8 protein-coding genes are annotated in these 12,706 nt (G+C 67.0%); 3 read left to right on the forward strand and 5 right to left on the reverse strand.

The window, feature by feature from the left end; translation table 11 throughout:
• From ACCAA_RS15605 to ACCAA_RS15620, 4 genes are all read right to left on the reverse strand, one after another.
• Positions 1-207: thioredoxin family protein (locus ACCAA_RS15605; RefSeq protein WP_425394489.1), on the reverse strand; the 207-nt coding region annotated here is incomplete at its 3' end.
• A gap of 93 nt (positions 208-300) precedes the next feature.
• The gene (gene katG, locus ACCAA_RS15610) at positions 301-2,496 is read right to left on the reverse strand and encodes a catalase/peroxidase HPI (protein WP_186408179.1); all 2,196 of its coding nucleotides are present in this window, start codon (positions 2,494-2,496) and stop codon (positions 301-303) included.
• Positions 2,497-2,685: 189 nt separating this feature from the next.
• Positions 2,686-4,827, reverse strand: a complete 2,142-nt coding sequence (locus ACCAA_RS15615) for a M1 family metallopeptidase (protein WP_186408180.1) — start codon at positions 4,825-4,827, stop codon at positions 2,686-2,688.
• Complete coding sequence (locus tag ACCAA_RS15620; RefSeq protein WP_186408181.1) at positions 4,824-6,032, reverse strand: ChaN family lipoprotein; 1,209 nt, start codon at positions 6,030-6,032, stop codon at positions 4,824-4,826. The genes ACCAA_RS15615 and ACCAA_RS15620 overlap by 4 nt, the downstream gene beginning before the upstream one ends.
• A 152-nt stretch (positions 6,033-6,184) precedes the next feature.
• On the opposite strand from ACCAA_RS15620, the gene ACCAA_RS15625 reads away from it, so the two are divergent.
• From ACCAA_RS15625 to ACCAA_RS15635, 3 genes are all read left to right on the forward strand, one after another.
• The gene (locus ACCAA_RS15625; RefSeq protein ID WP_186408182.1) at positions 6,185-6,418 is read left to right on the forward strand and encodes a reverse transcriptase domain-containing protein; all 234 of its coding nucleotides are present in this window, start codon (positions 6,185-6,187) and stop codon (positions 6,416-6,418) included.
• Positions 6,419-6,570: 152 nt separating this feature from the next.
• On the forward strand, positions 6,571-8,283 hold the full coding sequence (locus ACCAA_RS15630) for an autotransporter assembly complex protein TamA (protein WP_186408183.1): 1,713 nt from the start codon (positions 6,571-6,573) through the stop codon (positions 8,281-8,283).
• Between the two features lie 59 nt (positions 8,284-8,342).
• Positions 8,343-12,473 carry a translocation/assembly module TamB domain-containing protein gene (locus ACCAA_RS15635; RefSeq protein WP_186408184.1) on the forward strand — a complete coding sequence of 1,377 codons (4,131 nt, stop codon included), beginning with the start codon at positions 8,343-8,345 and terminating at the stop codon, positions 12,471-12,473.
• Between the two features lie 63 nt (positions 12,474-12,536).
• Here ACCAA_RS15635 and ACCAA_RS22170 read toward each other — a convergent pair whose 3' ends face one another.
• Positions 12,537-12,689, reverse strand: coding sequence for a type II toxin-antitoxin system RelE/ParE family toxin (locus tag ACCAA_RS22170; protein WP_342674065.1), 153 nt, complete (start codon positions 12,687-12,689; stop codon positions 12,537-12,539).
• Between the last annotated feature and the right edge of the window lie 17 nt (positions 12,690-12,706).

A 12,706-nucleotide genomic window follows, 5' to 3' on the forward strand; every position in this document is an offset into this window, starting at 1 on the left:
CGGATGACTGGCGAAAGCCGGGCCGATCAGTGGCTGGGCGGCCCGGCAGTAGCCACACCAGGAGGCACCGAACTCGATCACCGTCGGTTCTTCGAGCGTGTCGATCTCGGCGCGCAACGGTTCGGCTTCGGGATCGAGGGTATTCAGGCGCATGGTGTCTCCAGGGCGGTAAGCGGTAAGCCCTCCCTGTCGAATCAGGAAGGGCATCTCGACCAAGGATACCTCAGTTTGGCGAGCAAGTTGCCCAGGCTGCCATCGGACATCGGCCAGAACAGGATTTCTAAGACTTATCCCCCGAGATCACGCCAGGTCGAAGCGATCAAGGTTCATCACCTTGTTCCAGGCGGCCACAAAGTCGTGCATGAACGCCTGCTGCGAGTCGCTGCACGCATAGACTTCTGCGAGGGCTCTGAGCTGGGAGTTCGAACCGAAGACGAGATCAACGAGGGTGCCCGTCCATTTGAGTTCGCCCGTCGCCCGATCATGCCCCTCCAAGACGCCTTCACTTGTGGCGGACTGCTGCCACTTTGTGTTCATGTCGAGGAGATTCACGAAGAAGTCATTGGTCAATGTTTCGGGTCGCTTGGTGAAAACACCGTATTTGGACTGCCCGAAGTTTGCCCCCAGGGCGCGCAGGCCACCGACCAGAACCGTCATTTCGGGAGCAGTCAGCGTCATCAGCTTGGCCCGATCCACCAGCAGCTCAGCCGCCGAACCCTCGTGTCCCTTGCGCAGGTAGTTGCGAAACCCGTCTGCGGTCGGTTCCAGTGCAGCGAACGAGTGTGCATCGGTCTCTTCCTGCGACGCGTCCATGCGTCCCGGCGAGAAGGGAACATTTACATGGTGGCCGGCCTTCTTCGCTGCGGCCTCGACGGCGGCGCAGCCGCCAAGCACGATCAGGTCGGCCAGCGAGACCTTCTTGCCACCCGACTGCGCGCCGTTGAATTCCTTCTGGATGGCTTCCAGCGACGGCAGCACCCTGGCCAGATCGGCCGGCTGGTTGACCTCCCAGTCTTTCTGCGGCGCGAGGCGGATGCGTGCGCCGTTGGCGCCGCCACGCTTGTCGCTGGCACGGAAGCTCGCCGCCGACGCCCAGGCGGTGGTGACCAGTTGGGAAATGGACAGACCACCGGCGAGGATCCTGGCCTTCAGGGCCGTGATGTCCTGCTCATCCACCAGCGCATGGTCGACGGTGGGTATCGGGTCCTGCCAGATCAGCGCTTCCTTCGGTACCAGCTTGCCGAGGTAGCGGGAGCGCGGACCCATGTCGCGGTGGGTCAGCTTGAACCAGGCGCGGGCGAAGGCATCGGCGAACTCCTGCGGGTTCTGCATGAAGCGGCGCGATATCTTCTCGTAGGCCGGGTCCATGCGCATGGCCATGTCGGCCGTGGTCATCATCGGGGCGTGGCGTTTGGCGGGATCATGGGCATCCGGCACGGTGGTCGCCGCAGTGGGGTCCTTGGGCTTCCACTGGTGGGCGCCGGCCGGGCTCTTGCTAAGCTCCCACTCGTAGCCGAACAGGGTCTCGAAGTAGCCGTTGTCCCACTTGATGGGATTGGGGGTCCAGGCGCCTTCGATACCGCTGGTGATCGCGTCCACACCCTTGCCGGAGCCGAAGCTGCTTATCCAGCCCAAGCCCTGCTCCTCGATGCCCGCGCCTTCCGGTTCGCGACCGACGTGGGCGGTGTCGCCGGCGCCGTGAGCCTTGCCGAAGGTGTGACCGCCAGCGGTGAGCGCGACGGTCTCGTAGTCGTCCATCGCCATTCGGGCAAAGGTCTCCCGGATGTCGCGCGCCGAGCCGAGTGGATCCGGCTTGCCGTTCGGGCCCTCCGGATTCACGTAGATGAGGCCCATTTGCACGGCGCCAAGCGGGTTGTCAAGCTCACGGTCGCCCTTGTAGCGCTCGTCGCCCAGCCAGGTGGTTTCCGGGCCCCAGTAGATTTCGTCCTCAGGGTCCCAGATGTCCGGGCGGCCGCCGCCGAAACCGAAGGTCTTGAAGCCCATCGAATCCATCGCGACGTTGCCGGTGAGGACGATCAGGTCGGCCCAGGACAGCTTGCGACCATACTTCTGCTTGATCGGCCAGAGCAGGCGGCGCGCCTTGTCGAGGTTGCCGTTGTCCGGCCAACTGTTGAGCGGGGCGAAGCGTTGCGCGCCGGTGCCGGCGCCGCCGCGACCATCGGCGATGCGGTAGGTACCCGCAGCATGCCAGGTCATGCGGACGAAGAACGGCCCGTAGTGGCCGTAATCCGCCGGCCACCAGTCCTGCGAGTCGGTCATCAAAGCATGAAGGTCCTTGACCACGGCATCCAGGTCGAGAGTCTTGAACTCCTCGGCGTAATTGAACGACTCGCCCATGGGAGTGGACTTTGAGGACTGCTGGTGCAGCATCTTCAGGTTCAGTTGCTTGGGCCACCAGCCTGCGTTCGTCGGGGCACTGGACACAGTGTGGCTGCCAGCACCGCCCGAGAACGGGCATTTTGTATCGCTTGGCATGGTTCTCTCCTTTGGCTATTTGAAATCGACTACCCGATTCAGTCTGGAGTTTGGGCACCGATCGATCAACGAATCTCTTCGCGTGAGATCACTTGAAGAATCTCCCGTATGCACGCCAGACGATCCAAGTCTAGGATCGCCTGGCCCATTGGTCCAATCAATTGTGGGTATAGACTCGATTGTGAATGGCTATTGCTCGGATGAGGCGCGCGACGGGTGGGAAGTCGATACGCAAGCCTTGGGTGACCACGACGCGGGGCTGTTGGAACGGTCTTGATCGTGTTTCTCGCTCCGCACGCTGATCACCGGCGCCTGTGCCGGCCACAGTCCGCGCTCGATGACTCGCCCGCCATCGAATACCAGCCAGCTTTGCCCGCCGTAGTGCGGCAGCGGCCGCGCCAGCGCAACCAGCGCGGCGGCATCGGCAGCGGCCACCGCGAGCAGCGGTCCGCTGGCGATCGTCCACACCCGCGCCGAGCCGCGCCCGCCGTTTTCCCCCAGGGCTTCCGCTTGCTTCGGCAAGCCAATGACGGCCAGCGCGACGTCGATCTCGCTCGGTGTGCCGATGAGCAGCACCGACTCGTCGGCAGCCAGCGCCGCTTTGACATCCGGCAAGCCGAGCGGCGTCGCCGGCCGCTCGAAAAACCGACCGGCGACGATCTGGGCCGCCTCGCGAAACGCTGCATCGCCGCCGACAACGACCCAGCGCGGCTTGGGCGCACCGACCCAGCGGCGCAGGATGGGCGGCCGCTCAGCCACATCGAGCCGGCGCCAGACGCGTGCTTCGGGGTCGAGGCGGAGCCGCTCCGGGCGAAAGTCGAGATCGATCTCGGCCAGCGTGCGCGCGCCGTCCAACTCCACCCAGCGCACGACGCGTCGCTCGCCAGCGGCGATTTCGACCGGCAAGCGGAGGGCGAGCGGCGGGCTCTCCTGACGCAGTGTCAGGCGCAGGCGATAGCCGGTTGCGTAGCGGCTGACTACGGCGTCGACGAGCGCTACCTCGGGCAACTGCCGCGAGTTCAGCCACTGCGCGAAGAAGGCGCGCAGATCGGCGCCCGAGGCACGCTCGAAGGCACGCCGCAGGTCGTCCCAGTTGGCCCGGCGGAAGCGCTGCGCCTGCCAGAAATCGCGGAGACCCTGCCGGAACGCTGCTTCGCCGATGCGGTCGCGCAGCATAAGGAAAAGCATCGCCGCCTTGCCGTAGCCGATTGCTTCATCGGCTCCATGGCGACGCGAACGGAAGTCGTGCAGCGCCGGCTGGTCCGCTGCCGGCAGCGCAGCGGCGTCGCGTAGCCAGCCAAGACGCATGTCGCGCCCGGCCGCCGCCGAACGATCCTCGCTGTAGGCGTAATCCGCGAGGAAGGTGGTCAGACCCTCGCTCCAGTTGCCGCCGCGCGCGTCGGCATGAACCCCGTTGCCCCACCAGTTGTGAAGGATTTCATGACCGAGGGAGGTGGCGCGGATGAACGGCAGGCGCAGGACTTCGACGCCGAGATAGGTCAGCGTCGGCATGCCGAAGCCGGTCGGCAGCGGGCTGGCGACGATCGAGAAGGCGTCATAGGGATAGGCGCCGATGAGTCGGCTGTAGCGCGCAATGTAGCGCTCGCTGTCGGCGAGGTAGCCCTCGGCGAGCCCCGGTTCGTCGTCGATGTCGGCCGGGAAATAGCTGCGCAGGCGCAGCGCCGGCGCGCCCTCGCGAGCCACCAGACGCTCGCGTACGCGCCATGGCCCAGCCATCAGGTCGATGCCGTCGGTCGGCTGCGGGAACTCGAACTCGGCCCGGTAGCGATCGCCGGCGCTGGTCGGCAGTCGCTCATCGAGCAGGCGGCCGGCAACCAGCGCGCGCTGCTCACCGGGCACCGAGAGGCGCACGCGATAGCCGAACAGTGCACCCGAAGGCTGCGGATACCAGGCACTGCCGGCAGGAAGAAACGAGCCTTCAGGCGCCGCCATCGGCGGCAGCCCGAGCAGCACCTGACGATGGTCGCGGCTCAATTCGGTCGCCGGCAGCGTGCCGGCGTAGGTCAGGCGAAGCCCCGTTGCGCCTGCCGGCAGGGCGATCCGCCACAGACGGGTGTTGGCGTGGGGATCGCCGCGACGCCTGCTGGTCGCGTCGGCCGGCAAAAGCGTATGGCCGGCCGCCGTTGCCTCGCTCACGGTCAAGGATTCATGCAGCTCGAACTCGAAGCTTCGCCCGGAAACCGGCAGCTCGGCGACCACTTCGAGTCGCCGCGTGCCGGGATCGAGCGTCACCGCGAGGTCCAGCCCCGGCGCGCCCTCGACCCCTGCTGCCAGGAGCAGGAGAGCGCCAGCAATCCAGACGCGCTTCACGATGCGGACGGAAAGCGGATGACGACGTCGAGCGTGGCTTCGCCGCGCTTGACGCGCAGCGGCAGCCAGGTGCCCGGCGGCGATGCGCGCACCACCTCGATCACCATGCCGGCTTTGGTGGCCGGCCGACCGGCGACTTCGAGCAGGCGGTCACCGGCGGCGAGTCCACTCTGGTCGGCGAGACTGCCGGCGGTGACGGCCAGCACGCGCACGCCGACCTGCCCGGTTTCGGCGTCGTCGAGCTGAACGCCGAGGCGCGGCGGCGGCACCGGTGTCGCGGGTTTTGTCGGCAAGGAGAAGACCGCGTCGGCAAAGCCCGGGCGAATCTCGTGGCAATCCTCATCGGCTGAGAGCGGCAGGAGCGTGACGACGCCACCGACACCCAGATCGCGCAACTGATGCGGCACGCCGAGGCCGTAGCGCAGATGCCCGCTGCCCATGATGCCGACGACCAGCGGCGAGCGCCCCTGTAGTCCTTCCCCCCGCCGGGCCAGCAGCGCCTCGGCCATGGCGCGGTCCCAATTCTGTTGGGCCTCGACGAAGTGCTTGAAAGCGCTGCCGCGGCGCGCATCCTGGCCGTGCGCATGCTGCCGATGAACGCTGAACAGCAAATCGCGATAAGCCTCGCTTGCCGGCGCCGCCCGGCCGACGCCCTCGCGCTCGCTCTCGGGGATGGCATCCCAGCCCTTGTCGCCAATGGCCCGGGTCAGTTTGGCATCGACATTGAGGGCGACCATCGGGATGCGGTTGATGCGCGCGAATTCGAACAGCGGCAGATAGAGTCCTATTGGAATGTTCCAGGTCTCCTCCCACGCCGTTTGCGCGAGCAGTGCCGATACGGTCAACTCGCCCGCCACCCAGCGATCGAGCGCTGGCTGCACGCGGCGTGGGAACATCTCGAAGCCGATCACCAGGTCCGGGCGCAGCGCGTGCAACCCGGCCAGAACCTGCGCCTGCCAGCGATGCTGATCCTCGTCGTCGTGGCGCTCGCCGAGCAGCACAATTTCGGCGGCGGCCGCCCGTGCCAGCACTTCGTTGCCGGCAACGCTTACAGTGGTTTTGCCGAACGCTTGCCACCAGCCGCGAGGGGTGGCACAGGCGGCAGGCGCTGCCGACGAGCCGAGCGCAGCCGCCGAGGCGACAAGCGCAGCGACGACGGCAACGAGCGACCACAGGAGCGGCCGTGGAGTGCGGTGAATATTCATGTCGTGCACCTCAACAAGTCTTCATGGGTGCTTCCCTTTGTCCTGCACAACAAAGTATGGCGCATATTGTCGTTCCGAATGGCTGCGCATGAACGCTATCGCAGACCGGCGATCGACGCCTCGACGAACACATGGGACGGCTGGGTTAGCGCATGGTGCGCTACGCGGACGACTTCGTCATCCTCTGCCAAAGCGTGGAACAAGCGGTAGAACAAGCGCAGACCGCAATGGCAGAAGTTGCCAGGTCGATCAAGGCCAACGGCCTGACCCTGGGCGCGGACAAAACCCACCTCGGGGATTGCCGGATAGAAGGGCAGGGGTTTGAGTTTCTGGGCTACCAGCAACTCACTCGGCGGGCGCCTGCCCGGCACCCAGCCGAATGTTGATCCTGCAGAATGCTGTCGCAAAAGGTGTATCCTATGGCGCCTGCTGTCACCGTCGGCAAGCCGGTCAGGCCGGGCTGCCGACGCTTTCCGGCGTGCTGACGGAACATTCCCGGCCACCATTGGCCGTTTGCCATGCCGGCTCTGACCACTGAATGCACAGACCCTTTGTTGCCCTCGCAGCGCTGCTGCTCGCCCTGCCTGCCGTCGCCGCCGTGCCGCAACTGGTGGCGCCGGACGACGTGCGCGAACTGTTGAGCAGCTTCCTGGAGTTCGGCGATGTCGCTGACGCCACGGCGCAGGCAGCCTTCGAGCGCCGGATGCAGCGCGAGGTGCCGAAGCTGTTGGCAACCGAGGGTTATTTTTCACCGACCGTCGTCCTGCGCCAAGGTGATGAGTTGCTGCGGCTGGAAGTCGACCCCGGCCCGCGCTCGCTGATCGGCGTCGTGGACATCGAGATAGCCGGTGATCTCGACACCACCCGGCGCAAGGCGCTGTTGAGCAACTGGAAGCTGAAAACCGGCCAGCCCTTCCGGCAGGCCGAATGGGATGCTGCCAAGCAATCGCTGCTCGCCGACCTGCTGGCGGTCGACTACGCAGGCGCCCGCCTGCTGGATACCCGCGCCGACGTCGATCCCGAGGCTCGCCGCGTGGATCTGCACGTCGCTGCGGAAACGGGCCCGCGTTACCGTTTCGGCGAACTGGAGATCAGCGGTCTGCAGCGCTACTCGCAGGAACTGGTCAGGCGCTTCAACCACAGCGTCACGCCCGGCGACGAATACCGGGAAGACCGGCTGCTGGCCTTGCAGGCGGCCTTGCAGAGCACGCCGTACTTCGTCTCGGTGAGTGTCTTGCTGGCCCGGGGTGACGAGGGCAGCGCGTCGACCTTGTCGGAGGATGGATGGCTGACCGCCCCGGTGCGCGTGCAACTGCGTGAGCGCGCACCGCACCAGGTGACTCTTGGCGCGGGTTACAGCACCAATACCGGCGCGCGCGTCGAGGCGGCCTATCGCAGCAGCGATCTGTTCGGCCGCGCCTGGGAACTGCAGACCGGCGTGCGCATCGAGCAGGTGCGCCAGACAGCGTATGCGGACGTTTTTTTTCCGCCCGACGACAGGCAGCGGCGTGACGGTGTCGGTACGGCCGTCGAGGACTCCGATATCGAGAATCTGGGCATCAAGCGTTTCGCCGTCGGGGCGACGCGTCTTCAGCGCTTCGGCAGCGTCGAACAGCGTCTGAACCTCAACTGGCAGGAGGAAAGGCAGTCGCCGCAGGGCGCACCGTCGACCACCAACCGTGCGCTGACCGCCCTCGTCGGCTGGACCTGGCGGCATGCCGATGACCCACTCGACTTGGCCGAGGGCATCGCGCTGCAGGTGCAGTTGGGCGGCGCCAGCAAACAGTTGCTTTCCGACCAGAACTTCGTGCGCACTTATTTCCGTTACAGTCAGGGGTTTCCGCTGACCGCCAGCGACGCGCTGCTCTTCCGCGGCGAGCTGGGAGCCACCTTTGCCCCGTCGTCGAATGGCATTCCGCAGGATTTTCTCTTTCGCGCCGGCGGCACCAATTCGGTGCGCGGCTACCCGTATCTCAGCCTGGGTGTCAAGGAGGGCTCGGCGGTCGTCGGTGGGCGCTACCTGATGACGATGAGCGCCGAATACACGCACTGGATCAGTTCAACGTGGGGTGCGGCGGCTTTTGTCGATGCCGGTAACGCAGTCGATGAGCCGCAGGCGATGAATCTGGCTGTCGGCTACGGCGTCGGCGCGCGCTGGAAGAGTCCGGCCGGACCACTGGGAATCGACCTCGCCTATGGCCAGCGCGACGGCTCGCTGCGCTTCGACTTCTCGCTGGCCATACCGTTTTGAACCACGATGCCAATCGAGGAGCCGGTGAAGAGCCCGCAGCGGCGGACCAGGAGGCGGCTGTGCCGCGACGGCAACGCCGACGTTGGCCGTGGCTTGCCGGCAGCGGCACCTTGCTGCTGGCGCTGGCCGGCGTCGGCTGGCTGTTGGGTAGCGCCGCCGGTCTGCGCCTGGCGTGCCAGATGATCGAACGGCTGGCTGCCGGGCAGCTCAGCATCGTGGCCCCGGCCGGCGCGCTTGGTCGATCATTTTCCGTGGCCTCCGTGCACTGGCGCAGCGAGACGCTCGATGTCCAGGTGCAGGACTTGCAGTTCGATTGGCGTCCGGCCGAGCTGCTGCACGGTCGCTTCGCCGTTAGCCGCATCGCGGCAGCCAGCCTGCGTCTGGCGAACGTGGCCAGCAGCGAGCCGCTGCTCCTGCCCGACAGCCTGCGCTTACCGCTGGCGATCGAGGTCGAACAACTGGCTGTCGGGCGCATCGAGGTCGGCGACCACGCTTACCCGGAAGGCAAGGCGGTGCTGATCGCCGAAGCGCTTGCCGCTCGCCTGTCGAGTGATGGCACGCTGCATCGCCTGCCCGAACTGCAGGTCCGCGTCGCCGGGCTCGCCGTCGTCGGCGAAGCCTCGCTGGCCGCCGACAGACCGTTTGCCCTGCAAGCGAAAGCCGGCATCGAGGGTGAAGCTGGCGGGCGGCAGCTCGCTTTCGATCTCTCCGCCGACGGTCGTCTCGAAGAGTTCGTCGTGCTGGGCAGCGCACGGCCGCTGGTGGCGCGATCGGGCCAGGAGGGTGGCCAGGGCAGCAGCAAGCAGGGTGACCAGGGCAGCGGCAAGGATGCTGGCAAGGATGCAGGCAAGGATGCAGGCAAGGATGCAGGCAAGGACTTCGCCGGCGAGGACTTCAGCGGCGAACTCTCGGCGCGGATCAGCCCCTTTGCGTCACAGCCGGTCCGCGAAGCGGTCGCCAGCCTGTCGGCGATCGACCCGGCAGCCTGGATCAGCGGCGCTCCCCAGGCTGCGCTCGATGTGCGTGTCGACTTGCAGCCGCTGGGCGATGCAGGCACCGACCTCGGAGGACGCTTGCGGGTGGTCAACCGGCTGCCGGGCGCCATCGACCGGCAGCGCGTGCCGCTCGACTCGCTGGTCGCCGGCCTGAGGCTGAGCGCGGGCGAGCTGCGCCTGGACGATCTCGATGCCCGGCTGTCCGGCGGCGGACGCCTGCAAGGCAGCGGCACGCTGCGCGACGACGAACTGGCGCTGCGCGTCACGGTCGGCGCGCTCGACGCGAGCGCGCTGTACAGCGGCCTGCGCCGCACACAACTGGCGGGTCCGCTGCGCGCCACGCTCGGTCTGCATAGCCAGTCACTTGCCGCCGAACTGCGCGACCCGCATTTTGCGATCCAGGGCAAACTGGTCATCGACCCGGCCGAAGTCGTCGTCGACACGCTGCGGCTGGATGCCGGCGACGCGCAACTCGCCGCCAGCGGCAAGATCGCCCTGCTCGACGCGGGGAAATTTGCCCTGCGCGGAAGCCTGAAGAATTTCGATCCCAGCCGTTTCGCAAAGCTGCCGGCGGCGCGCCTCAACGCGGACTTCGACGCGCAGGGAAGCAGCCATCCGCAACTCGCTCTCGGACTTCGCTTCCAACTGCGCGACAGCCACTTCGGCAAGGAGTCGTTGGCCGGTCGCGGCGAGATCGACCTCGCCGGTCAGCGGTTACGCCAGGCCGACGTCGAACTGGCGGTGGCCGGCAACCGCCTGTCGGCGAAAGGCGCTTTCGGCGCCCCGGGTGATCTCCTGACGGTGTCGATCGCCGCACCCAAGCTCGATCCGCTGGGTGTGGCCGGCGACCTGAATGGCAGGCTAGTCCTCGGTGGCAGCCTGAGAACACCCGAGGTGTCCGCGGACCTGCATTCGCTGCGTCTGGCAGTCGCGGGCCGCGGCCAGATCCGTGGGCTCGATCTCGAAGCTCGTCTTGGCGACGGTCGCCAGGGTACGCTGAGCGGCAAGCTGCGCGTTGCCGGGGTGGATCTGCCCAGCGGCGAGAGCGCGCTGCGTGATCTCGTCTTCGATGCCGACGGCGTACGCAGCGCGCATCGTCTGCGCGGCCAGTTGAGCCTGCCGGGCAAACGTGATCTGCATCTGTTGCTCGACGGCGGCTTTTCCTCGCCACCGGCCGCGATGAGCTGGGCCGGCACGCTGAGCGAGCTGACGCTGTCGTCCGCGACCGACCAGAGCAGACCCTTCCTGCGGCTGCTCGCGGCGATGCCGCTGCAGGCCACTGCCGGCAGTATCAGCGCCGGCCCGGCGCAGTTCGCCGGTGCCGGCTGGACGGCCAAGCTTGAGCGGGTGCACTACGAACAAGAACGCTGGCAGACCGCCGGCAGCGTGCGCGGCTTGCCGCTGGCGGCGACGCTGGCCGAGTTCCCGGAGTGGTTCAGCGGCTTTGCCGCGGCGGTGAAGAGCAACGGCGAACCGCTGCGTCTCAATGCCGAGTGGGAGCTTGGCGCTGGTAGCGCCGGCCCTGCAGCGCCTGCGCCGCAGGCGGCACAGGCGGTACGCTCCGCCTTGCCGACGGGGCGCTTGCGGCTGTGGCGCGAGAGCGGTGATCTCGTCGTCGGCGCCTTGCCGCTCGGCATGGAGGAGGGCGTCCTGAGCCTGCAGGTCGGCGCTGGCCGGGTCGAAGCGCAGCTCAGGCTGCGCGGCAAGCGGCTCGGCGAAGTCGACGGAGAACTGAGCGCTGCCAGTTCCGCCGCTGCGCTGATCGACCGGCTGGCGCCGTGGCGCGGCAAGCTCAGGCTGACTGTCCCGGATCTCGCCTGGGCCGGCCCGCTGATCGGCGATGGCTGGCAACTGGGTGGCCGTCTTTCCGGCGACCTGGGGGTCAGCGGCACCCCGGCGCAGCCGCGCCTCAGCGGCGAATGGCGAGGCGAGCAACTCGCCGTGCGCATGCTCGACCAGGGGATGCGGCTCGAGCGCGGCACGCTGCTCGTGCAATTGGCTGGCGAAACTGCCGCTGATCTGCGCGTGATCCTCAAACAGTTGTCTTTCGAGAGCGTGTTGCAGCCGATGCCACGCGCGTTGCTGCTCGATCCGGGAATCGACGCCGCCAGCCTGACCGGCAAACCGGGACGCGTCGAGGCCAGCGGCGAGCTTCACGCAGGACAGGTCGATGGTTTTCTGACCGTGACGGCCGATCGCCTGGGCGTCATGCAGCGACCAGATCAATGGCTGCTTGTTTCCGGCGATGGGAAAATCAAACTCGGCGAGCGCGTGCTCGATGTCGTCGGCAGCTTCAAGCTCGACGCTGCTTACTGGGAGATTGCGCGCGCCGGGACGCCGCAACTATCCGACGATGTGGTCATCAAGCGGCAGGGGGCCGGCCAGGTGAAGCCTTCGGCACCGGCGCGCCTGCTGTCGGTGAACCTCGACGCCGACCTGGGCCGCAACTTCCACTTTCGCGGTGCGGGCGTCGAAAGCCGCCTCGTCGGCGCCGTCAAACTGCGTTCGGAGGGCGCCGGATTGCCGCGCGCCACCGGCACCATCCGCACCAGGGATGGTCGTTTCGACGCCTACGGCCAGAAGCTCGAGATCGAGCGCGGCATCCTCAACTTTCAGGGACTGATCGACAACCCCGGCCTCAACATCCGCGCCATTCGCCCCAACCTGCCGGTCGAGGCCGGAGTCGAGGTGACCGGGACCGCCAAACGGCCGCTCGTCCGGCTGATCTCCGACCCGGAGGTGCCTGATGCCGAGAAGCTCTCCTGGCTGGTGCTCGGACACGGGCCCGACAAGCAGGGGGGCAAGGATGCCTCGGTGCTGCTGGCCGCCGCGCAGACGATCCTGGGCGGCCAGGACGGCGGCCCGCTGAAGGCCATCCAGCGCAGTCTCGGCATCGACGAATTCGGCATCAGTACGGGCACGCTCGACGGCTCGGGCCGCTGGCAGACCAGCCGTATCGCCAGCACGGCCGGCTTTGGCGCCAGCGACACGACCACCGGCCAGATCGTGAGCGTCGGCAAGCGGTTGGCGTCGAATGTCGTGCTCAGTTACGACCACTCGCTCAGCGCGACCAGCAGCGTCGTCAAGCTGACCGTCGATCTGAGCCGCAATTTTTCCCTGGTCGGTCGCGCCGGAACCGACACCGGGCTCGACCTGCTGTGGAATTACCGTTTCGGGCGCGAGTCGAGCAAATGACGGCGAGCACGCGAGGGGCCTCACGCGCGGTCGTGGCGCGACCTTCAACCCCGAAGACGGCTTCTAGTCGTCCGGGTCAAAGATGGCGTTCAAGTCGCGCGCACTGTGAAGTACGCGGACGATCTCGATGCCCTCGGAGATTTGCTGGTAAAAGATGATGTACCGGCCTGCAGGGAAGCTTCGTAAACCGGTTTCAATTTCGTTACGCGCGCGGATCTTCTCTTGCGGCCTTC

The organism is Candidatus Accumulibacter aalborgensis (assembly GCF_900089955.1).
GTDB lineage: Bacteria > Pseudomonadota > Gammaproteobacteria > Burkholderiales > Rhodocyclaceae > Accumulibacter > Accumulibacter aalborgensis.

Bases quoted from the DNA above. Each gene is read 5' to 3' on its own strand.
- katG (WP_186408179.1), bottom strand. From the start codon at position 2,496: ATGCCAAGCGATACAAAATGCCCGTTCTCGGGCGGTGCTGGCAGCCAC.
- ACCAA_RS15620 (WP_186408181.1), bottom strand. From the start codon at position 6,032: ATGAATATTCACCGCACTCCACGGCCGCTCCTGTGGTCGCTCGTTGCC.
- ACCAA_RS15625 (WP_186408182.1), top strand. From the start codon at position 6,185: ATGGTGCGCTACGCGGACGACTTCGTCATCCTCTGCCAAAGCGTGGAA.
- ACCAA_RS15630 (WP_186408183.1), top strand. From the start codon at position 6,571: ATGCACAGACCCTTTGTTGCCCTCGCAGCGCTGCTGCTCGCCCTGCCT.